Annotated in this window: 22 protein-coding genes; 4 read left to right on the plus strand and 18 right to left on the minus strand. The window is 51.9% G+C overall.

Annotated elements, in window-relative coordinates; all coding sequences use genetic code 11:
* The first annotated feature begins 4 nt into the window (after window positions 1-4).
* The 3 genes from flgJ to flgL all read left to right on the plus strand — a co-directional run bounded on the left by flgJ (window position 5) and on the right by flgL (window position 4,233).
* Complete coding sequence (gene flgJ / locus AC07N2_RS12550; RefSeq protein WP_494778562.1) at window positions 5-952, plus strand: flagellar assembly peptidoglycan hydrolase FlgJ; 948 nt, start codon at window positions 5-7, stop codon at window positions 950-952.
* Window positions 953-1,062: 110 nt separating this feature from the next.
* The gene (flgK, locus tag AC07N2_RS12555) at window positions 1,063-3,003 is read left to right on the plus strand and encodes a flagellar hook-associated protein FlgK (protein WP_494778563.1); all 1,941 of its coding nucleotides are present in this window, start codon (window positions 1,063-1,065) and stop codon (window positions 3,001-3,003) included.
* 12 nt (window positions 3,004-3,015) lie between these two features.
* Window positions 3,016-4,233 (plus strand): flagellar hook-associated protein FlgL, encoded by a 1,218-nt coding sequence (flgL, locus tag AC07N2_RS12560; protein WP_494778564.1) that lies wholly within the window; start codon window positions 3,016-3,018, stop codon window positions 4,231-4,233.
* A 53-nt stretch (window positions 4,234-4,286) separates the two neighbouring features.
* Here flgL and fliR read toward each other — a convergent pair whose 3' ends face one another.
* From fliR to fliF, 13 genes are all read right to left on the minus strand, one after another.
* Window positions 4,287-5,078 (minus strand): flagellar biosynthetic protein FliR, encoded by a 792-nt coding sequence (fliR, locus tag AC07N2_RS12565; protein ID WP_494778565.1) that lies wholly within the window; start codon window positions 5,076-5,078, stop codon window positions 4,287-4,289.
* A gap of 43 nt (window positions 5,079-5,121) precedes the next feature.
* Window positions 5,122-5,391 carry a flagellar biosynthesis protein FliQ gene (gene fliQ, locus AC07N2_RS12570; RefSeq protein ID WP_076591605.1) on the minus strand — a complete coding sequence of 90 codons (270 nt, stop codon included), beginning with the start codon at window positions 5,389-5,391 and terminating at the stop codon, window positions 5,122-5,124.
* A 7-nt stretch (window positions 5,392-5,398) separates the two neighbouring features.
* Window positions 5,399-6,151 (minus strand): flagellar type III secretion system pore protein FliP, encoded by a 753-nt coding sequence (fliP, locus tag AC07N2_RS12575; RefSeq protein ID WP_076591604.1) that lies wholly within the window; start codon window positions 6,149-6,151, stop codon window positions 5,399-5,401.
* Window positions 6,141-6,581, minus strand: coding sequence for a flagellar biosynthetic protein FliO (gene fliO / locus AC07N2_RS12580; protein ID WP_494778566.1), 441 nt, complete (start codon window positions 6,579-6,581; stop codon window positions 6,141-6,143). Before fliO ends, fliP begins: the two co-directional genes overlap by 11 nt.
* Window positions 6,578-6,997, minus strand: coding sequence for a flagellar motor switch protein FliN (gene fliN, locus AC07N2_RS12585; RefSeq protein ID WP_012079289.1), 420 nt, complete (start codon window positions 6,995-6,997; stop codon window positions 6,578-6,580). Before fliN ends, fliO begins: the two co-directional genes overlap by 4 nt.
* A complete protein-coding gene (gene fliM / locus AC07N2_RS12590) occupies window positions 6,990-7,988 on the minus strand; it encodes a flagellar motor switch protein FliM (protein WP_494778567.1) in 999 nt (332 codons plus the stop codon). The genes fliN and fliM overlap by 8 nt, the downstream gene beginning before the upstream one ends.
* A 4-nt stretch (window positions 7,989-7,992) precedes the next feature.
* Window positions 7,993-8,508, minus strand: coding sequence for a flagellar basal body-associated protein FliL (gene fliL, locus AC07N2_RS12595; RefSeq protein WP_494778568.1), 516 nt, complete (start codon window positions 8,506-8,508; stop codon window positions 7,993-7,995).
* 352 nt (window positions 8,509-8,860) lie between these two features.
* Window positions 8,861-10,057, minus strand: coding sequence for a flagellar hook-length control protein FliK (locus AC07N2_RS12600; protein WP_494778569.1), 1,197 nt, complete (start codon window positions 10,055-10,057; stop codon window positions 8,861-8,863).
* Window positions 10,058-10,080: 23 nt separating this feature from the next.
* Complete coding sequence (gene fliJ / locus AC07N2_RS12605; protein ID WP_076591600.1) at window positions 10,081-10,521, minus strand: flagellar export protein FliJ; 441 nt, start codon at window positions 10,519-10,521, stop codon at window positions 10,081-10,083.
* A 35-nt stretch (window positions 10,522-10,556) separates the two neighbouring features.
* On the minus strand, window positions 10,557-11,960 hold the full coding sequence (gene fliI, locus AC07N2_RS12610) for a flagellar protein export ATPase FliI (RefSeq protein ID WP_494778570.1): 1,404 nt from the start codon (window positions 11,958-11,960) through the stop codon (window positions 10,557-10,559).
* Window positions 11,960-12,661: a flagellar assembly protein FliH gene (gene fliH, locus AC07N2_RS12615; protein WP_494778571.1), complete on the minus strand. Its 702-nt coding sequence runs from the start codon at window positions 12,659-12,661 to the stop codon at window positions 11,960-11,962. Before fliH ends, fliI begins: the two co-directional genes overlap by 1 nt.
* A complete protein-coding gene (gene fliG / locus AC07N2_RS12620; RefSeq protein WP_076591597.1) occupies window positions 12,654-13,649 on the minus strand; it encodes a flagellar motor switch protein FliG in 996 nt (331 codons plus the stop codon). Before fliG ends, fliH begins: the two co-directional genes overlap by 8 nt.
* The gene (gene fliF / locus AC07N2_RS12625; protein WP_494778572.1) at window positions 13,642-15,381 is read right to left on the minus strand and encodes a flagellar basal-body MS-ring/collar protein FliF; all 1,740 of its coding nucleotides are present in this window, start codon (window positions 15,379-15,381) and stop codon (window positions 13,642-13,644) included. The genes fliG and fliF overlap by 8 nt, the downstream gene beginning before the upstream one ends.
* A gap of 266 nt (window positions 15,382-15,647) precedes the next feature.
* Here fliF and fliE point away from each other — a divergent pair, with 266 nt between their 5' ends.
* Entirely contained in the window at window positions 15,648-16,001 is a 354-nt protein-coding gene (gene fliE, locus AC07N2_RS12630) for a flagellar hook-basal body complex protein FliE (protein ID WP_076591596.1), read from the plus strand.
* Between the two features lie 82 nt (window positions 16,002-16,083).
* Here fliE and AC07N2_RS12635 read toward each other — a convergent pair whose 3' ends face one another.
* From AC07N2_RS12635 to fliS, 5 genes are read right to left on the minus strand one after another with little or no spacing between them, the layout of a single operon-like run.
* Complete coding sequence (locus AC07N2_RS12635) at window positions 16,084-16,842, minus strand: flagellar brake protein (protein WP_494778573.1); 759 nt, start codon at window positions 16,840-16,842, stop codon at window positions 16,084-16,086.
* Window positions 16,843-16,895: 53 nt separating this feature from the next.
* Window positions 16,896-17,183, minus strand: coding sequence for an EscU/YscU/HrcU family type III secretion system export apparatus switch protein (locus tag AC07N2_RS12640; protein WP_494778574.1), 288 nt, complete (start codon window positions 17,181-17,183; stop codon window positions 16,896-16,898).
* A complete protein-coding gene (gene fliK / locus AC07N2_RS12645; RefSeq protein ID WP_494778575.1) occupies window positions 17,176-18,264 on the minus strand; it encodes a flagellar hook-length control protein FliK in 1,089 nt (362 codons plus the stop codon). Before fliK ends, AC07N2_RS12640 begins: the two co-directional genes overlap by 8 nt.
* Window positions 18,265-18,309: 45 nt before the next feature.
* Window positions 18,310-18,648, minus strand: coding sequence for a flagellar protein FliT (locus tag AC07N2_RS12650; RefSeq protein ID WP_494778576.1), 339 nt, complete (start codon window positions 18,646-18,648; stop codon window positions 18,310-18,312).
* 3 nt (window positions 18,649-18,651) lie between these two features.
* The gene (gene fliS, locus AC07N2_RS12655; protein WP_494778577.1) at window positions 18,652-19,140 is read right to left on the minus strand and encodes a flagellar export chaperone FliS; all 489 of its coding nucleotides are present in this window, start codon (window positions 19,138-19,140) and stop codon (window positions 18,652-18,654) included.
* Between the last annotated feature and the right edge of the window lies 1 nt (window position 19,141).

Consider the following 19,141-nt stretch of genomic DNA (forward strand, 5'->3'; position numbering starts at 1 on the left):
CACTATGATTACGCCTGCCGACAATTCGAACAGCAGCCTCGCGATCGATGCCAAGGGCCTCGAATCACTGAAGCAATCTGCGCGGCAGAATTCGCCTGATTCACTGAAGGCGGCTGCCAAGCAATTCGAAGCACTCTTCATGAACATGATCATGAAGAGCATGCGCGAAGCGACGCCGCAAGACGGCATTCTGGACAATCAGCAAACCAAGATGTACACGTCGATGCTGGATCAGCAATTGAGCCAGAACCTGGCCAGCCGTGGCATTGGCCTGGCGGATGTATTGATACGTCAATTGTCCAGCAATCAGATGAATTCCGCAGTCGCGCCTGAAGGTGCCGATGCGGCTAAAGATCTGGCCGATCCATCAGCAAGCTTGAGAACGGAAATCATGCGTTCGATGGCGGAGCGCAATGCGCTTGCCGCACAACGCTCGAATGCTGCGCATGCCTTGCAGTCAGGTGGTAGCGTCACCTCAGCTTCGGCCAAACCTGCTCACGTACAGGCTTTCCAGGACAAATTGAGCGCACACGCGGAAGAAGCCAGTCTTACTACAGGTATTCCTGCCAAATTCATGCTGGGACAGGCCGCGTTGGAAAGCGGTTGGGGCAAGCGCGTTATCAAGACTGCCGATGGCAGTAGCAGCAACAATCTGTTTGGCATCAAGGCAGGCGCTAACTGGAAAGGCAAAACTGTGGATGCAGTGACCACCGAGTATGTGGATGGTGTTGCGCAAAAACGCGTTGAAAAATTCCGTGCTTATGACTCTTACGCCGATTCATTCCGCGATTACGCGAAGTTATTGCGCAGCAATCCGCGTTACGAAAAAGTATTGGCGAATGCCAGCGACGTTAATGGCTTTGCGCAAGGTTTGCAGCGCGCGGGCTATGCAACTGACCCGAATTACGCCACCAAACTGACCAACCTGATCAATCGTAATTTGTCCGCTTAATCAGTCTTTTTTTGCATGAAATATAACTTTCTTGCATGAACAACATGATCTTCGGCTCAAGTTTTTCACCGATCTGCCGTACATACCAACATAGAGTTAATAAATAAATTATGTCTAATCTTCTCAGCATTGCTCAAAGTGGACTTGCCGCAGCCCAGGCTGGAATTGCTACGACAGGACACAATATCGCCAACCAGGCAACGCCAGGCTATAGCCGGCAGTTGGTGATACAGGCATCGCTGGGCGGTCAGAATATTGGCGGCGGTTATATCGGCAACGGTACCAACGTAGAAACCGTTAAGCGCATCTATAACGATTTCCTCGGCGCGCAAATAATCGGCGCGCAATCCAGTAAAAGCCAGCTGGATACGTATTACGCGCAGATCAGCAAGGTCAACAATATGATGGCCGATTCGGATGTCGGATTGACGCCGGTCATTGCGGATTTCTTCAAGGGTGTTGCGGATCTGGTTGCCAATCCGGGTACTGCGTCATCACGTCAGGCCATGTTGTCGGGAGCGGAAGCACTGACTGCACGCTTTCAAAGCATGGATGCGCAATTCCGCGGTATGCGTGATGGCGTTAATGATGCAATCAGCGGTGCGATCACCGATATAAATGCTTACGCGAAGCAAATTGCGCAATTAAATGACGCGATCGCCAAGGCACAGAATGGCACCGGTCAGCCACCAAATGATTTGCTCGATCAACGCGATCTTTTGGTTGGTGAGCTGGCGAAGCAAAGCAAGGTGTCGGTTGTTAAGCAAGATGGCAGTTATAACGTCTTCATCGGTAATGGTCAGCCTATCGTGGTGGGAACATCCGCGTATGAACTGACTGCCGTTACATCGCCGACCGATCCAGGCCGTACCGAAGTTGGCTATGTCACTAACGGTAAGACGGTGATCTTGCCGGAAAGTGCATTAGTCGGCGGTAATCTGGGCGGCTTGTTTGAATATCGCAGCAAGACCCTGGATACGATACAGAATTCACTGGGACGTATTGCACTTGGATTAGCGGCGACCTTCAATGCACAACATAAGCTAGGACAAGATCAAAACGGCAATTTGGGTGGCGATTTTTTCAGCATGGCTCCGCCTGTTGTAAATGCCAGCAGCAAAAATGCCGGTAATGCGAATATTAGTGCCAGCATCAGCGATGTCGGTGCTCTGACGACTAGTGATTATCGTTTGACCTACGATGGCACCAACTACAACGTGACGCGTCTGTCGGACAACGCATCGATGTATTCGAATGCGGCTTTTCCTACAACAGCAATTGATGGTGTGACTTTCGCACAAGGCGCTGGAACAATGGCTGCCGGCGATGAGTTTGTTATCAGACCGACGATCAATGGCGCATCTGGTCTAAGTGTATTGATCAAGGATGTAAAAGAAATTGCTGCAGCGACGCCGATTCGTACTAACGCACCAACGACGAATACAGGCACTGGCGCGATTAGCGCAGGTACGATCAATTCAAGTTTTACCGGAGCGACGGTTACACCGGCAGTGACCTTGACGTTTGATGCTGCGACTGGAACCTTGAGTGGTTTCCCGGCTGGCATGCCTGTGACAGTAACGACAAATGGTGTCCCGACGACTTTCCCTGCTGGTACGCCAGTAACTTACACAGCAGGTTCCAGCATCTCGTTCGGTGGCGCTGAGATCACGATGACTGGCGCACCAGCCAATGGCGATACTTTCACCATCAGCAGCAATTCAAATGGCGATGGCGATAACCGCAATATGCTGGCATTGGGGCAATTGCAGACTAAGAATGTCTTGCAGGGCGGCACCGCCAATTACAACACTGCTTACAGTCAGCTCGTCAGTCTGGTCGGTAATAAAACACGCGAGCTTGAAACCAATAGCGCGGCCGAAGGTGCATTGCTCAAGCAGATGCAGACCGCACAGCAATCGGAGTCGGGCGTTAATCTCGATGAAGAGGCAACCAATTTGTTGCGCTATCAACAGGCTTATCAGGCGTCCGGCAAAGTGATGCAGGCAGTCAGTGATATGTTCAATGTGTTGATTTCATTAGGCCGATAAGGATTACAGATCATGCGCATAAGCACGAATACAATTTTTGAAATGGGCTCGGGCAAGATCGGTGATATGCAGGCTGCCATGCTCAAGACGCAGCAACAGATTTCGACTAACCGTCGTGTCCTGACGCCATCAGATGATCCTGTTGCAGCTGCGGCGGCATTGGGTGTGAATCAAGCCATGGCAATGAACGATCAGCTGGCTGTCAATCGTACAAATGCGAAAAGTGCTCTGTCAGAAGAAGAAAGTGTTCTGCAAAGCGTTAACTCCTTATTGCAATCGGTCAAGGATGTAGTCGTTGCGGCAGGTAATGGCATATTGACTGATCAAGACCGCCAAACGTACCTTACTCAATTACGCAGTAATTTCGACGAATTGATGGGATTGGCGAATACACGTGATAGCAACGGTAATTATATTTTTGCCGGCTATCAAACCTCGACCCAACCTTTTTCTCAGTCAGCCACAGGTGCTAACTATATTGGCGATCAGGGGCAACGCATGTTGCAGGTCGGTACTGCACGTCAATTGTCATCGGGCGATTCTGGTTCTACGGTTTTTGAGGGCGGTGTTACGGGTAATGGACGTTTCGTTACCGCTGCAAACTCAAACAATACTGGGACTGGTATTGTCAGCACAGGATCGGTTACTGACCTTGCACAGTTGAACGGCCATAGCTATGGCGTCACGTTTGCGGTTGATGCAACAACAGGTGCAACGACTTATCTGGTAACAGAAACACCGCCACCCGCCATACCTGCGACACCGCAACCTTATGTGAGCGGCCAAGCAATTACATTCGGCGGCATGCAGTTCGATATCAAGGGCAGTCCGGCCGATGGTGACACGTTTAGCGTGAAGCCGAGCACAACTCAAAGTGTTTTTACTACCATCACAGATTTGATCGGGGTACTTTCTACTTCTACACTTGGCCCCGCTGGACAGACTAAATTGGCGAACGGTTTGGCGACAGCGAATACTAATATCGAAAATGCGCGTGAGAATATTTCTACCGTGCGCACTACAATTGGCACGCGCTTAAAAGAAATCGATAATCTTGACAGTGCAGGCTCTGATTTAAAAATTCAGTACACGAAGACTTTGAATGACTTGGTAGGTGTAGATCCGGTTGAGGCGTACTCACAATTTACGCAACAGCAATTTACGCTGGAAGCAGCACGTCAATCATTCATGAAAATTGCCGGTCTGTCTTTGTTCAATATGATGAATTGATCAGCCGGCTTGTCTGCGCAGCTGCAAAGACAAACCGATTTTATCTCCACCGCTTAGTTCAGCGGTGTCAGCGCCACAGTAATTCTCCCCATCGCATCAATTCCTTCCTGCAGTAAATTGATAATCGGATTCATCAGATAAGGCAGCACTATGCCTATCATGATGAAGCCGACGCCGATCGTGATCGGGAAGCCGATACCAAAAATATTCAATTGCGGCGCTGCACGCGTCAAGATACCGAGCGCGATATTCGTAATCAGCAAGGCTGCAACGATAGGCAAGGACAGTTGCACCCCTGCACTGAAAATACGGCCGCCCCAGTGGACTACTTGCAGCATGCCTCCGGGCGATATAAAGCTGCTGGTGATAGGCAGTAACTCAAAACTCTGTGCCAATGTGCTCAACAAGACCAAATGCAGATTGGTCGCGAGATAAATCATGAGTGTCAGCAAAGCGAGAAATTGACTGATCGCCGATGAACGCGCGCGCGTTTGCGGATCGAAAAAGCTGGCGAAGCCCAGGCCCATGGTCATACCGGTAATTTCACCGGCCATTTCAACACCGGCGAAGGCAATCCGCATGGCAAAGCCCATCGCCAGACCGATGATCAATTGCTGCATCAGAATCAGTAGTCCGGTTGGCGAGAATGGATCCATCGCCGGCATGGCTGGCACTGTGGGAGCAATGATGATGGCGAGCATGACGCCCAGTCCGATTTTGACGCGTGCTGGCACACTGACATTGCCGAACAGAGGTGCGACCGTAACCAAGCCCATGATCCGCGTGAGCGGCCACAGGAATGCGGCTATCCAGGTGTTCAGTTCTGCGCTGGTGAGGTTGATCATGCCGATCTGCTGAAGGTATAGGCAGAGGTGCTTGCGTGTGACACTAGCTGACGAACAGAGGAATGTTGGTAAACATTTCGCGCATGTAGTCGAGCAGCACTGTCAGCATCCAGGGACCTGCAACGACGAGTGCGACAAAAATGCCGACCAGCTTCGGGATGAAGGAGAGGGTGGTCTCATTAATCTGTGTAGCTGCCTGGAAGATACTGACGACCAGGCCGATGCCGAGTGCGACCAGCAGCATCGGTGCAGCCACCATCAACGTTACTTCAATTGCGTGACGGCCCATGGTCATGACGGTTTCGGGAGTCATAGCGTCCTCAGTAGAAACTTTGCGCGAGCGAGCCGATCAGCAATTGCCAACCATCGACCAGAACAAACAGCATCAACTTGAATGGTAGAGCCACAATGGCGGGCGACACCATCATCATACCCATCGACATCAAGACACTGGCGACCACCATGTCGATAATCAGGAAGGGAATGAAAATCGCAAAGCTGATCTGGAATGCAGTCTTTAATTCGCTGGTCACGAAGGCCGGTACCAATATACGTAATGGAATATCTTCCGGTCCTTGCAAGTCAGGGCCTTTGGATAATTTGACGTACAGCGCCAGATCGGATTCACGTGTTTGCTTGAGCATGAAGGTCTTCAGCGGCGCAACAGCCTTGTCCAAGGCTTCCGTCATTTGAATCTTGTTTTGCGAGAAGGGCTGATATGCATCGACGTAAATCTTGTCGAGCACTGGGCTCATGACGAACAGAGTCAAAAACAGCGAGAGGCCGATGATGACTTGATTCGGTGGTGAACTCTGCGTACCAAGTGCCTGACGCAACAACGACAGCACGATGATGATGCGCGTGAAGCTGGTCATCATCAACAATGCTGCTGGCAGGAAGGAGAGGCCAGTCAGCAGCAGCAAGGTTTGCAGGCTGAGCGAATAGTTCTGACCACCACCGGCTGCCGGTGTGCTGGTGAATGCAGGCAGACCTTGCGCCATCGCAGCGATAGGTAAGGCCAGCAACAGCAGCGGCAAGCCGCGGCGTACTAATGGATAAAATTTATTGGCCATTGCGTTTTTCAATTGTTTGCGCAAGCCAGGTCGAGAAATTTCTCGAAGGCGGTGCTTCGGTTGCGATCGTGGTTTCTTGCTTAGACATGGTTGCCAGAGAATTGACGCGACCTGGTGCGACACCGACAACTATCCATTGGTCAGCCACTTCAACCACGATGATGCGTTCGCGACTACCGACACTGACGCCACCGATAATCTTGATGTTGGCGTTGTTGACACCTTTGCCTGCGTTAAGGCGGCGCAGCAACCATGCTGCAGCTGCCATCAAACCAAGTACAACGACCAGCCCTAGTGATACCTGCAATAGATTGCCGGCAGTCGAAGGAACAGCGGTCTTGGCGGAAGCGGTGGCTGCGTGGACGCTGGCCGTGAGCAAGCTCGATGCGAGCAGTCCTGATGCGAGTAAGGCGGGACGAATGCAAATCATCTGTTCAGTTTTCGAATGCGTTCCGCAGGTGTGATGATATCGGTCAGGCGAATACCGAATTTGTCATTGACGACGACGACTTCACCTTGTGCGATCAGGCAGCCATTGACCAATACATCCATAGGCTCACCGGCCAGACCGTCGAGTTCAACGACTGAACCTTGTGCCAATTGCAGCAGATTCTTGATGGCGATCTTGGTACGGCCGAGTTCAACAGTCAGTTGTACCGGGATATCGAGAATGAAGTCGATATCGTTGTGTGTACCTGTCTTCAAGTCGCCACCGGCGAAATCCTTGAATACGGTAGCCGATGCAGGTTTGGCGTCTATGGCAGCCGCTTCGGTCTGCTCTTGTTCCGCCATCGCTGCACCCCAATCGTCCTCTACTGTGGTTTGCGGTTCGTTTTCATCAGCCATGATCTTCTCCTTGCGTTGATTCGTTTGCGCTATAGATCAATTTTTCTACGCGCAATGCGTATTGTCCGTTCAGCTTCCCATACGAGCACTCCATCACCGGCACGCTATCGACTTCAGCGGTAATTGTGTCTGGAACGGCGATAGGGATGATGTCGCCTTTTTGCATATTCAGGATATCGCCTAGTGTTACTTTGGCCGAGCCCATATTCGCCAGAATTTCTACTTCTGCGGTCTGGATTTGTTGTGTCATCAAACGTATCCAGCGCTTATCCATTTCCAGCGTTTCACCCTGCATGCTGCTGGTCAACAGATCGCGGATCGGTTCAATCATCGCGTACGGTGTGCAGAAGTGCATATCGCCGCTGACTGGTCCAAGCTCAATGGTGAAGGTGGTAGCCACCACGACTTCGTTTGGCGTCGCAATATTGGCGAACTGAGTATTCATCTCGGAACGGATATATTCGAATTCAACCGGATAAACCGGCTCCCACGATTTGGCGTAGGTTTCGAAAATAATGCCGAGTATGCGTTGAATGATGCGTTGTTCTGTCTGTGTAAAGTCGCGACCTTCCACCCGTGTGTGGAAGCGGCCATCGCCACCGAACAGATTATCAACCAGCAGGAATACCAGATTTGGATCGAGTACGATCAGACCGGTACCGCGCAGCGGTTTCATGTGTATCAGATTCAGATTGGTCGGGACCACCAGGTTGCGGATGAATTCGCTGTATTTGGATACCCGCACCGGACCGATCGATACTTCCGCACTGCGGTGCAGGAAGTTGAACAGACCTATACGCAACAGACGCGAAAAGCGTTCATTGATAATTTCCAGCGTAGGCATCCGACCACGGACGATACGCTCTTGCGTTGCCAGATTGTAGGGGCGTACGCCCGTCGCATCCTCCGGCTTACCGGTCTCATCCTGATCGCCGTTGACGCCCTTGAGCAGGGCATCAACTTCTTCTTGAGAGAGGAAATTATCGGCCATGATCTTATTGAACGACGAATGAGGTAAATAAAACGTTGGTGACGGTCACTGTTTGGCCTTGTGGCGTAAATGGCTGTTTAAAGACAGCGATGATTTCTTCAGAAAGCTTGTTCTTGCCTTCGACGCTCAGAATCTCGGATGCTTTTTTGCCCGACAATAAAAGCAGCAAACGGCTGCGCACGTGCGGCATGTAGAGCTTGATCAAATCCAGTTGCGCTTGATTCGGCACTTGCAGCGTGAAGCTGGTTTGCAGGAACTGCTCGCCGTTCTCGCCTTGCAAATTCACCGTGAATGCTTCCATCGGCAAAAATACCGGTGGCTTGCTCAGATCGACGGCATCAGCCGCTTTCGGCGCATGCGACTCCGCTTTATTACCAAGGAAGTACCAAGCACCTGCGCCGCCAGCACCCAGTGCGAGCACAAGCACAATCAAAATGATCAATAGGCGGGATTTTGGTTTCCCTGTTGCGGTATCGGCGCTACCTGCTTTTGCGCCTGCCTTTGGTGCTGCTGTTGCCATCTGTTTTCCTCAAGTACGACATGAGTTCTTTTACTTACATGCCATTATTAAAAAAAAACGACACACAGGATGCATTGAAAAGAGAGGGGAACACGACGCATATCGACGTATTCGCGCCATCAAGGCCTGAGGTCGAATCTTCTAGCGGGGTTCCGTTCCGCCATTTGGCAGAGACGAAAGCGATGCTCAAGGCGTATTAAACCATTATTAATTGCAGCAAACATCTGCAGTGTGCGAAAACAATGCGAATTTTAATGAAGGCGAGACATACGTTGCCGTTCAGAGACGTGATCAGGCTGGACAGGCAGGTAACAGGATGGCAATTTCTGTCGAAACGGCCATCCGTCCTTCTTCAGGCAAATGTATCGACGATCCCAGTGCCAGCGGTGGAGACGGGGATGTGACTGACATGCAGTGCCGGATCTACGGCATTGTCGGCTTGATTCGACTGACGCGAACCGCCTTGGCGTTGTTGTTCGCTGAAAGCACCTTGCTGATTAGGCGAGCCGGCGCTGACGTTGGATTGCCCCAATTGAATGCCTGCATCGTTCAACATCTCGCGCAGACGCGGCATGGCAGCTTCCAGCGCATGGCGGACTTCAGGCTGATGTGCGGTGAAATTGGCAGTGGCCTGGTTGTTGGAGACATGCAGCGTGACTTGCATCGGTCCCAGATCAGGCGGATTCAATGTCAACGTTGCGCTTTGTTGCACGCCTTGCACCATCCACACTACTTTTTGACCCAAGGCCTGATTCCAATCCGGCGTGCCGACTTGTGGCGCGAGTTTGTTGGATTGCGGTCCTTGTGCGTCGTTCATCTGTTGTAGTGCTGCAGTTGTGAGCGCAGCGACATTTTGCGGATTGGATACGGTGGCTGGTTCGACAGCCTTGACGGTTTGTACAACGGCAGCGGCTATTTCAAGATCAGTTTTAGTCGTTGCTGCTGCTGGCGCAGGTTTGCCATCGCTGGCTGCATTAGTCGCTTTATCAAGCGCGGAGACGAAATCAGATTTCTTGCCTATGGCATCTTTTTCACTGCTACTTGCTGCGCCTGTTGTAGCAGCGCCCAGTGTGATATCGGCAGCAGTGTCAGTTGCAAGGCCGGCACCTTTGCCGAGTTTGACTGCGGTATCTGTTTCTGCAGTCGCTGCTGGTGTGACGGCAGTTGCGGTATTGGCTTGTGTCAGGGCTGCGACAAAGGCGAGCAATTCAGCCGAAACGGTGGTCGGCTCGGTATCGGTTTCATCCGTTTTGCCATCGGCTACGGGCGCGGCTTTGTCCGCGTCTGTTGTTTTGGCTGTTTCGGTAGGTGTTGCTGCGGTATTGGCGTCGCTCTTGGTCTTGGTTTTGTCGCCGTTATTTGCACTATCTTTAGGCGCGTTCTTGCTGGCTTCGTTAGTGCTGTTGCCGGAGTTGTTGCGACCTGCGATTTCACGCGACAGCATTTGATTGAACGTGCCCGCATCAGAGGTTGAACTGGCGTCTTGTTTATTACCAGGGACTGGTGCCTGCAATACGCTGAGAGGGCTGTTGACTGCTGAGGTGTTCATCGTTGTGCCGCCTTCTTAATCGTTTATCTTTTGTACTGCAAAGCTCTTGCAGCATGTTCATCTGTTTGTTTTTGGTCGCGTTTGTTTTCTTGCAACTGCTTCGCTTTCAATGCCCGATTGGCTAGCGTGCCGTAGGACATGCGCTTGCGTTCACTGGCTTGCCAGGCTGCTCGTTCGCGGTCAACACGGATATGTGCGTCGCGGACGACTAATTGCTGACTGGTGATCGCCTGTTCCAGCTTGTCCAGAAAGAGCTGGTAATTGCGATAACCCATCGCCGTCAACCCGGTGGTCAGGTTTTGCTGAAAACGCGCTGCGTAATCGTCGCGATATTGCTGCAGCAAAGCCAGCTTCTGTTCGGTTTCTTCGGCGGCCTTCATACATTTTCCAAGACGTTTGGCGGCCTCGTCGGTTTCCTTGGTCGCCAATTCGATCAGTGTGTCTAATGCAGAAGATGTAGCCATTTTTCTTGATTATATTTTTGAGAGCGGAGTGTCCATCAGTCGAATAGAGAGGCAAGTTGCCCCAAGCTCTCGTTTATGCCGCACCGTTCGGTAATATCCTGTTGCAAAAATGACTCTATTCTTGTGTTCAAAGCTATCGCTTCATCCAGCACAGGATCGGAACCTGCACTATAAGCGCCTACGCTGATCAAGTCACGATTGCGTTGATAACGTGAGGTGAGCTGTTTCAGCTTCCGTGTCTGTTTCTGATGCTCTGGCGTGGTGATGTTGTGCATCGCGCGGCTGATCGATTGTTCGATATCGATGGCCGGATAGTGGCCGGCTTCTGCCAATGAGCGATTAAGCACAATATGACCGTCCAGAATCGCGCGTGCTGCATCGGCGATAGGATCTTGTTGATCGTCACCCTCGGTCAGCACAGTGTAAAAAGCGGTGATCGAGCCGCCGCCTTCTTTGCCGTTACCGGCACGTTCTACCAAGGCAGGTAGTTTGGCGAAGACCGATGGCGGATAACCTTTGGTTGCAGGCGGTTCACCAATGGCTAACGCAATTTCACGTTGCGCCATTGCATAGCGGGTCAGCGAATCCATAATCAGTAGGACGTCTTTGCCTTCATCGCGAAAATGCTCGGCGATAGCGGTGGCATAAGCAGCGCCTTGCAAACGCATCAAGGGCGGTGTATCGGCAGGTGCGGCGACGACAACAGAACGTGCCAGACCTTCCGCACCGAGAATCTGTTCGATGAATTCCTTCACCTCACGACCCCGTTCACCGATCAGCCCGACCACGATCACATCAGCGGTGGTATAGCGCGCCATCATGCCGAGCAAGACGCTCTTACCAACGCCGGAGCCGGCGAACAAGCCCATACGTTGACCACGTCCGACAGTCAGCATGCTGTTGATTGCGCGCACGCCGACATCCAGTACATCGGTAATCGGTGCGCGTGATAAAGGATTGGCAGCACGTACATTCAGTGGTGCTGCATGTACGGCATTGAGTGGACCTAAATTGTCGAGCGGGCGACCTGCGCCATCCAGTACGCGACCGAGCAGTTCTATCCCGACTGGCAAATGGCGGCCGCGGTCGCTAGGGCGACGACGCGGATGCGTGACAGCGCCAGGGCGCGGCAAGGATTGCACGACTTCGACCGGGAACACACGTGTGCCGGGGACGATGCCTTCGACATCGCTTTGCGGCATCAGGAACAGGCGGTCGTTTTCAAAACCGACAACTTCTGCTTCGATACGCGCACCGTTGGCCAGTGGCACTGTACAGGCGCTGCCGACAGCGAGTTTTAAACCAACAGCTTCCATGACCAAGCCGGCGACGCGTGTAATGCGGCCAGATACCAGCATAGGTTCAGCGATATCCAGCAGCATGCGGCAATCGCGCAGATAGGCTTGCCAGCGACCGCTGTTGGGATGGTCAGGAGTCATCAGACTAGCCAGTCAGATTCTTTACCGAGCGCAGCGGCAATGCGCTGCCAGCGGGTCGACGTGGTGGCGTCGATCTGGTTGGTGACGGTTTCTACGCGACAGCTGCCTCTATCCATGTGCGGATCTTCGACCACGCGCCAGCTGGCTGTACTCAATTCATCACCCAGATGGGTGGCGACAATCGCCGCATCGTCCGGATGCAGATGGAGCAGGGCAGGCTGTTGCAAAGTCGGTAAATAATGAATCGCTTCGCGTACCAGCGGGATGATCAGCTCGGGACGCACGTTCAATGCTGTTTTCAGCATTGCCTTGGCCAGATCGAGTGACAGATCCAGCATATCGCTGGCGATCAATTCATTGGCTTGTGCAATTTCGGTGCCGAAGGTATCGGCAATCTGCAACAAGCTGAGTCTTTCCTGTTCGGCCAGTGCACGTCCTTCAGCCAAACCTGCGGCGCGACCTTCTTCCATGCCGGTGGCATAGCCTTCGGTATGGGCTTCCGCACGGATACTGGCGATTTGCTCTTCCATGGCCGCAATGTTGGCCGTGTGCGCTGCCGCTGCAGCATTGGCAGCCGCGATACTGGCACTATCGAGCACAGGTGCGGCCGCAGTGCTTGTGCTGGCGGGTTCTTCGTTGAAAGACGTCATCTCCCAGCGTTGATACGCTGATTGACGTTCTTTAGGAATGACATTAGACATAGGCATCTTCCGCTTTGCCGCCCAGTGTCAGTTGGCCTTCGTCGGCCAGACGACGGACGATTTGCAGAATTTCTTTTTGATTTGCTTCGACCTCGGACAGACGCACAGGGCCTTTCGATTCGAGATCTTCGCGCATCATCTCGCCGGCACGTTGCGACATGTTCTTGAAGAATTTTTCGCGCAAATCCGGCGTCGCACCTTTGAGTGCAATGATGAGTGCTTCGGACTGAACTTCACGCAACAGCAATTGAATGCCGCGATCTTCGATATCCATGATGTTATCGAAGACGAACATTTCGTCCATGATCTTCTGCGCCATATCGTTGTCATAGCTTTTCAGATTGGCCATGACTGATATTTCATTTTCACCACTGAAGAAGTTGAGAATTTCTGCCGCTGCGCGTATGCCGCCCATCGGTTTTTTCTTCAGATTTTCGTTACCTGTGAGGAGCTTGGTCAGCACTTCATTGAGTTCGCGCAAGGCGGCTGGCTGTACGCCATCCAGTGTGGCGATACGCAACACGACATCGTTGCGTAGCCGTTCTGTAAAACGTTCCAGCACTTCGCAAGCCTGATCGCGTTCCAGATGGACCAGGATGGTGGCAATAATTTGTGGATGTTCATTGCGAATCAAATCGGCAACCGATTGGCCGTCCATCCATTTCAGACTTTCGATACCGCTGGCGTCACGCGCACCGAGGATACGGTTGAGCAGGGACGCAGCTTTGTCGTCGCCGAGCGCTTTGGTTAATACGTCGCGAATGTAGTCATCGGAATCCAGTCCGAGCGAAGTATTTTTCTCTGTCTCGCCTCTGAACTCACTGAGGACGGCCACCAGCTCTTCGCTCTGGATTGCTTTCATCGTGGACATGGCTGCGCCGAGTTTTTGCACTTCTCTTGGGCCTAGATACTTCATGACTTCAGCCGCTTCATCTGCGCCGAGTGCGAGCATCAGAATGGCGCCTTTGTGTATGCCGTTATCAATCATTTCCCACCCACGCTTTAACTATGTTTGCGACGACTTTAGGATCTTTTCTGGCCAGCTCTTTGGCGGCTTCCAGATTTTGTTGATACGTATTTTGCACACCCATCGGTCCAACTTCTGGCTCTTCAAGGTGTATCTTTTGTATTGGTTCACCACTCTCATCCATCAACGCCAGTGGCGGTGGTGGATTCAGCTTGTTGAGCATAGGCTTCAACATTTTGAAGTAGAGAATCAGGAGCGCAATGCCGATAGCCAGATACTTGGCAGCCTGTAGCGCCATATCGATGACTTCAGGGCGTTCCCAGAGTGGCGGTTTGGCAATTTCTTCCTTGTCTACACCGGCAAACGGGCTGTTGACGACGTTGAGCGTGTCGCCACGATCCTTGTTGTAGCCCATTGCTTCTTTCACCAGATCGGTGATTTGTGTTTTTTCGATTTCGGTCAAAGGCTGTACGGTGACTTTGCCGTCTTTCGCTACAACGCGTTTGTAGTTGACGACGACCGCAACGGACAAGCGTTTAAGACCGCCCATAGGTTGCTGAACGTAGCGGACGGTTTTATCCACTTCGAAGTTGGTGGTCGTGTCTTTTTGCGTTGGTGTCGCTGCAGCCGCAGCTGCGGCCGCAGTGGCAGCAGCTGCACCAGGCGCTCCTGGTGCGCCGGCTACTGCTGCAGGTGTACCTGGTACAGCAGGTGGCGGAGTTGTATCTAACGGTGCGGTAGCGGCTGGTGCAGGTTGGTTAGTCAACGCTCCTGGGACACCGGTTGCATTGGCGCCGCCGTTGCTCGATTCGCTTGTTTGCAAGCTGCGTACGGTTGCGCTGTTCGCTACTTGGTTCGGTTTGTAAATCTCGGCAGCTTGTTCGCTGGTCGAGAAATCGACATCGGCAGTTGCTTCAGCACGAATATTGTTTTGACCAACGATAGGCGTGATGATGGATTCAATACGTTTGGTAATGCTTTGTTGCAGCTCTTGTACGTATTTGAGTTGCGACGGGTCCAGTGTGTTGGCACCGGCCGGTTTGTTGTTTTCGGACAGCAGATTGCCGGATTGATCGACGATGGTGACATTCTTCGGCGACAGCTCGGGAACGCTGCTGGCAACCAGATGCACGATGGCGCTGACTTGTTGCTGATCGAGTGCACGGCCTTGGCGCAAATTCAGCAAGACGGATGCAGTTGGTTTTTGCTGATCGCGTACGAAGACGGATGCTTTTGGAAGAGCCAGATGTACACGTGCGGCTTGTACTGCGCCGACGGATTGGATGGAGCGAGCCAGTTCACCTTCCAGCGCGCGCTGGAAATTCACTTGTTCGAGGAATTGTGAAACGCCGAGTTTTTGATTTTCCATCAACTCGAAGCCGACACCACCGCCTTTAGGCAAACCTTCTGCGGCTAGTTTCAGGCGAATTTCATGCACTTTATCAGCGGGTACCAGAATCGCACCGCCGCCTTCTGCGAATTTATACGGCACATTGGCTGCTTGCAGCGAAGCCATGATGGCACCGCCGTCACGGTCGGAAAAATTGGAAAACAAAACACGATATTCCGGCTTCTGGCTCCAGAGTACCAAGGCGATCATGACCGCAATCACTGCGGCTGCACCCAGCATCAATATGACTTTGCGCCCATTCGGCGACTTCGCCAAATTGAGGAAGTTGCTGGATATATTGGTAGCGCCGTCCGCAGGGACGTTTTGAGGAAGGCCGCCTTCGCCTGCTACGACTACTGCCATGATTGGGCTCCTGCTTGGCTATCGTCAAATGTGAGTGTGTTGTTCATTGCTGTTCTCGCTATCGAAGCTTTTCCGTAGCTTGAATTGTCGGGCTTGCTCGAAATTTCAATCTTTGGAATAGAGCAATGTTTCTATGGCTTATCAGAGCGATTCAAATTAGACAGCGTGATAACTTGTCGAGGTAGTTTGAACACACCTGTGCGAGGCACCCGAGTCACTCAGTTTAGGCAAGTATAGTGCCCGCAAGCAACTAGATGGAGAGAATGATGAAAGTTGGTGGAATTGATTCAAGCGCGATAGACGCTATGGTTAAGCAGCTTAAAGCTGCTGCAGCGCGCGCTCAGCCTGACGTTAATCCCTTGGCCGGGGTGGCGCAGACGGAAAAATCGGCGACGCGTGTCGATTTTTCGCAAGCGCTGAAAGCATCGCTGGATAACGTCGCCAGTGCCCAAAATAGTGCAGATAAACTGGGACAGAAATTTTCTACCGGTGATGACAGTGTCAATCTGTCGGATGTGATGATATCGATGCAGAAGGCGAGTATTTCATTTCAGGCAACGGTACAGGTGCGTAACAAGCTGGTATCGTCGTATCAGGAAATCATGAACATGCAAGTGTGACACTGTTGTAGTGCTATAAACATGCCGCCTTGCGCGGCATCGTATCTTCCTCGTTTTATCTTCGATTTATTTCCGCTTTACATCAACCGAGTCCGGTTGCCTTCGCGTTCTGTTCTCTTTCTATCTTGGTAATGTACTTTTGTACGACCGCCAGCGTGCCGTTGGATGGATTCGTGAACTCGCATCCAATCCGATTGATGCTCTTGCCGTTGGTCAGAGTCAATTCCAGCAAATTACGTACTTGCAGTGTGACAGTGATGACGCCGCTGCCTGGTAAATCGATCTTGCAATTTTTGTAGATGAGGCCTTGAGTCGCATCGAGCAACTTCTTTTCATCGACGATCGATATGCCGCCGCCGCTGATATTGTGCAGCGTGGTGATAACTTCGGTAGTTACTCCATCCACTGTGACTGGAATGGTGCAAGACACCGGCGTCGTGAGCGGAGTCGGGACGCGATAGAACTCCCGCCGTTGCAGACGAATGACACTTTCCGGCAAAGGGATAATGAAAGCAGGAAGGCCTTCGTATATACAGCTTTCTGCTGTGGGAGAGGTGAAAAGAATACGAATGTTTTCTAGAACAGTTTCAAACGATAACTTTTTGCTATCGAGAACGCGCTGATTCATGATAGCCGTAGGGGCGCAGTCAAGCAAAACAGTGTTGTTGGCTTCATCAATCTTGAGGATGGATGTTACGATCGTATCCACGCCATGATTAATGACCATCCTGACGAGCTGATTGCGTTCACCTATGCTGCGCAGCAAAGCGATTACTTCCCGACGGGAGTTAACCCGATAAGGGTTCAATGCATCATTATCGTGATCGCTTACAAGTGTCATTATTATTTCTTCAAAACTAGGTGTAATTCATTGGTAGCAAAAATTACAGTTGGCTATGATACATTGCCGCCGCGCTGTTGAGCGGCTTCGACGCGATATAACCACGCCAGAAGTTCAGCTACCGCTCGGTACAGGGCAGGCGGGATGTGATCATCCAGCTCAACTTGCAATAATAGTGCCACCAACTCTTTCGATTCATGGATTGCAACGCCATGTTCTTTGGCGCGCTCGATAATCTGTTCTGCTATGGCACCACGTCCTTTGGCGACGACACGCGGTGCCGAATCGCCACTCTGATAGGCGATTGCAACGGCTTTGGCTGGTGGCGTGGCCTTATCCATCCTGTTTTACCAATAAGGATTCCAGCTTTGAGCCTGCTGCACCCAATGCCTCGGCCAGTGAATCGCCGTGTGTACGTAATGCGGTTGCTGTGTCTGGATTGGCTGTATTGACCTGTACCTGAACGCGATCGCCGATCAGGCGAATGGTCGCTGAGACAGAACCTAACGTTGGCAGGGAAAAGCGCACAGTGCTGTTCCAGGCTGGTTCAGCCTCGGCTTGATCCTTGTTTTTTTCTGGAGCGTCTTCTTCAATTTCCCATTCCAGCGGCTGACCGGGGAAGAGTTCACCTTGCCACATCACGCGGCGTTGTTCCAGTGTGTCGAGCTGCAAGCTGATGAGCTTGACGCTTTCTATTCCCGACAATTCCTGTTGTTTGCCAACGATGGGATCGACGCTGTCCTGTATGGCAGGATTGCGTGCCTGCGTTGCCTGCAATTTATCCGGTAGACGTTCTGCGCCGACCCATTCGCGTATGTTGCTCATCAAACGATTCAAGTCGTTTTTGCCTATTTCTGCCTCTGCTGGTGCTGGCTGCGTAGTTCCAGCCGGTGTATTACTGATGCGTTTGGCTTGTGGCTCGCGGAATAAGTCGGCTATTGGACGCGCGCCGACAGCCCATTGTGCAACATGCGATTCGTAAAAAAGTCCGCTGAAGGCAATGGCGCTATGCAAGGCGGTAGCGATCTGTTGTGGACTTGCGCCGGGTGTAGCGACGAGCGGTGTTTTACCAACGACAGCAGTCGGCATCGCACCTTGTTCAGCCAGTTGCAGCATATTGCCTATCAAGCGGCCAGCATTGCTGAGAGATGTGGTGGCACTGGCATCTGGTTTGCCGAGCAAAAAAGTAGGGCGTGGCTGAATCGCCAGCAAGGTTAGATCCAGAATGTCGCCCGGCTTGGTGCCAGGAGGCAGCGCCATATTGGCTGGCGCATTGTCCACCTTAACCAGGAAGGTGCCATCTGCCAGACGCGACAAAACTTGCGCCTGGTATTCTTTACCAAGCGTGAGCTGGATGAGCCGGTCTAGTGTTTCCTGTTTGGCTTGTCCCAACGCCGTTGACGGCGTGGTTGCCTCGATCAAGATTACGGGCCGGGTTCCTGTTATGTCGGCCCGTGGCAGCATCTATTATCTCGATTGATTGGCACCATAGGCGTGACTGAGCTTGCGTTCAGTTCCGGTACTATTGATGAGCATAGTAAGCTTGGCCATCCACGGTTCTGTGATGTTGCGGATTTCTTTGTCATCAGCCAGAATTTTTTTGATGATCGCAACTTTGCGCTCACGCTCCGCTCCGGTCAGCGGCACTGGCGGTTCGCCAGTTTTCAGGATACTGACCTGTGCCGCACAACGCTGTTCCAGTGCTGTTAATTCTTCCCAATCGCCAAGGCGTGCAGCTGCCAGCATCTGATCGGTAATCGTTGCAACGTTTTCGTAAAGACAAATGATTTCTTGTTCGTTCATCATCGATCAGGCTTTCATTAAGCGAGGCATGTTAGGTGCGAGAGCATCGTAGGAGGACGATTGTATTTGCCCGGCTAACTCTGTTACAGGTGTTGATGTTGCGGAATTTGGTGCAATAGCTTCCCACGCGCTTTTGATGTCGTTCAGAAGGGTTTGTACTTCTTGAATGATCTCAGGCTGGTTGTTGCGGTTTGCCAGCAATAAGCGTCCGCCCATGTATTCGTAAAGCGCATCGAGATTGATCGCGATTTCACCGCCTACGGATTTGTCGAGGCTGGCACGTAGACCATTTTCAATAATCATGATGGCCTTGGAAAGAGCTTGCCCTTTTCCGGCAATATTTCCTGCCTGCATTTGCTGTAACGCGTTGTTGAGTGCAATTTGTGCGCCTTCGAACAACATGATGATGAGCTTGTGTGGGTTGGCCGCTATTACGCCGGTTTCCATGCCAACTTTGGCATAGGCACTCGCTCCGTTTTGCATTGATCCAAACATC

It is taken from the genome of Herminiimonas sp. GW821-FHT09C12 (genome assembly GCF_059416385.1).

What these genes read in the sequence shown, in the direction of transcription:
- fliR (WP_494778565.1), bottom strand. Translation starts at nt 5,078, where the DNA reads ATGATCAACCTCACCAGCGCAGAACTGAACACCTGGATAGCCGCATTC.
- flgJ (WP_494778562.1), top strand. Translation starts at nt 5, where the DNA reads ATGATTACGCCTGCCGACAATTCGAACAGCAGCCTCGCGATCGATGCC.
- fliS (WP_494778577.1), bottom strand. Translation starts at nt 19,140, where the DNA reads ATGTTTGGATCAATGCAAAACGGAGCGAGTGCCTATGCCAAAGTTGGC.
- flgK (WP_494778563.1), top strand. Translation starts at nt 1,063, where the DNA reads ATGTCTAATCTTCTCAGCATTGCTCAAAGTGGACTTGCCGCAGCCCAG.
- fliP (WP_076591604.1), bottom strand. Translation starts at nt 6,151, where the DNA reads ATGGCCAATAAATTTTATCCATTAGTACGCCGCGGCTTGCCGCTGCTG.
- AC07N2_RS12640 (WP_494778574.1), bottom strand. Translation starts at nt 17,183, where the DNA reads ATGGATAAGGCCACGCCACCAGCCAAAGCCGTTGCAATCGCCTATCAG.
- fliO (WP_494778566.1), bottom strand. Translation starts at nt 6,581, where the DNA reads ATGATTTGCATTCGTCCCGCCTTACTCGCATCAGGACTGCTCGCATCG.
- fliE (WP_076591596.1), top strand. Translation starts at nt 15,648, where the DNA reads ATGAAAGTTGGTGGAATTGATTCAAGCGCGATAGACGCTATGGTTAAG.
- AC07N2_RS12600 (WP_494778569.1), bottom strand. Translation starts at nt 10,057, where the DNA reads ATGAACACCTCAGCAGTCAACAGCCCTCTCAGCGTATTGCAGGCACCA.
- fliM (WP_494778567.1), bottom strand. Translation starts at nt 7,988, where the DNA reads ATGGCCGATAATTTCCTCTCTCAAGAAGAAGTTGATGCCCTGCTCAAG.
- fliF (WP_494778572.1), bottom strand. Translation starts at nt 15,381, where the DNA reads ATGGCAGTAGTCGTAGCAGGCGAAGGCGGCCTTCCTCAAAACGTCCCT.
- fliG (WP_076591597.1), bottom strand. Translation starts at nt 13,649, where the DNA reads ATGATTGATAACGGCATACACAAAGGCGCCATTCTGATGCTCGCACTC.
- flgL (WP_494778564.1), top strand. Translation starts at nt 3,016, where the DNA reads ATGCGCATAAGCACGAATACAATTTTTGAAATGGGCTCGGGCAAGATC.
- fliL (WP_494778568.1), bottom strand. Translation starts at nt 8,508, where the DNA reads ATGGCAACAGCAGCACCAAAGGCAGGCGCAAAAGCAGGTAGCGCCGAT.
- AC07N2_RS12635 (WP_494778573.1), bottom strand. Translation starts at nt 16,842, where the DNA reads ATGACACTTGTAAGCGATCACGATAATGATGCATTGAACCCTTATCGG.
- fliI (WP_494778570.1), bottom strand. Translation starts at nt 11,960, where the DNA reads ATGACTCCTGACCATCCCAACAGCGGTCGCTGGCAAGCCTATCTGCGC.
- fliH (WP_494778571.1), bottom strand. Translation starts at nt 12,661, where the DNA reads ATGTCTAATGTCATTCCTAAAGAACGTCAATCAGCGTATCAACGCTGG.
- fliJ (WP_076591600.1), bottom strand. Translation starts at nt 10,521, where the DNA reads ATGGCTACATCTTCTGCATTAGACACACTGATCGAATTGGCGACCAAG.
- fliQ (WP_076591605.1), bottom strand. Translation starts at nt 5,391, where the DNA reads ATGACTCCCGAAACCGTCATGACCATGGGCCGTCACGCAATTGAAGTA.
- AC07N2_RS12650 (WP_494778576.1), bottom strand. Translation starts at nt 18,648, where the DNA reads ATGATGAACGAACAAGAAATCATTTGTCTTTACGAAAACGTTGCAACG.
- fliN (WP_012079289.1), bottom strand. Translation starts at nt 6,997, where the DNA reads ATGGCTGATGAAAACGAACCGCAAACCACAGTAGAGGACGATTGGGGT.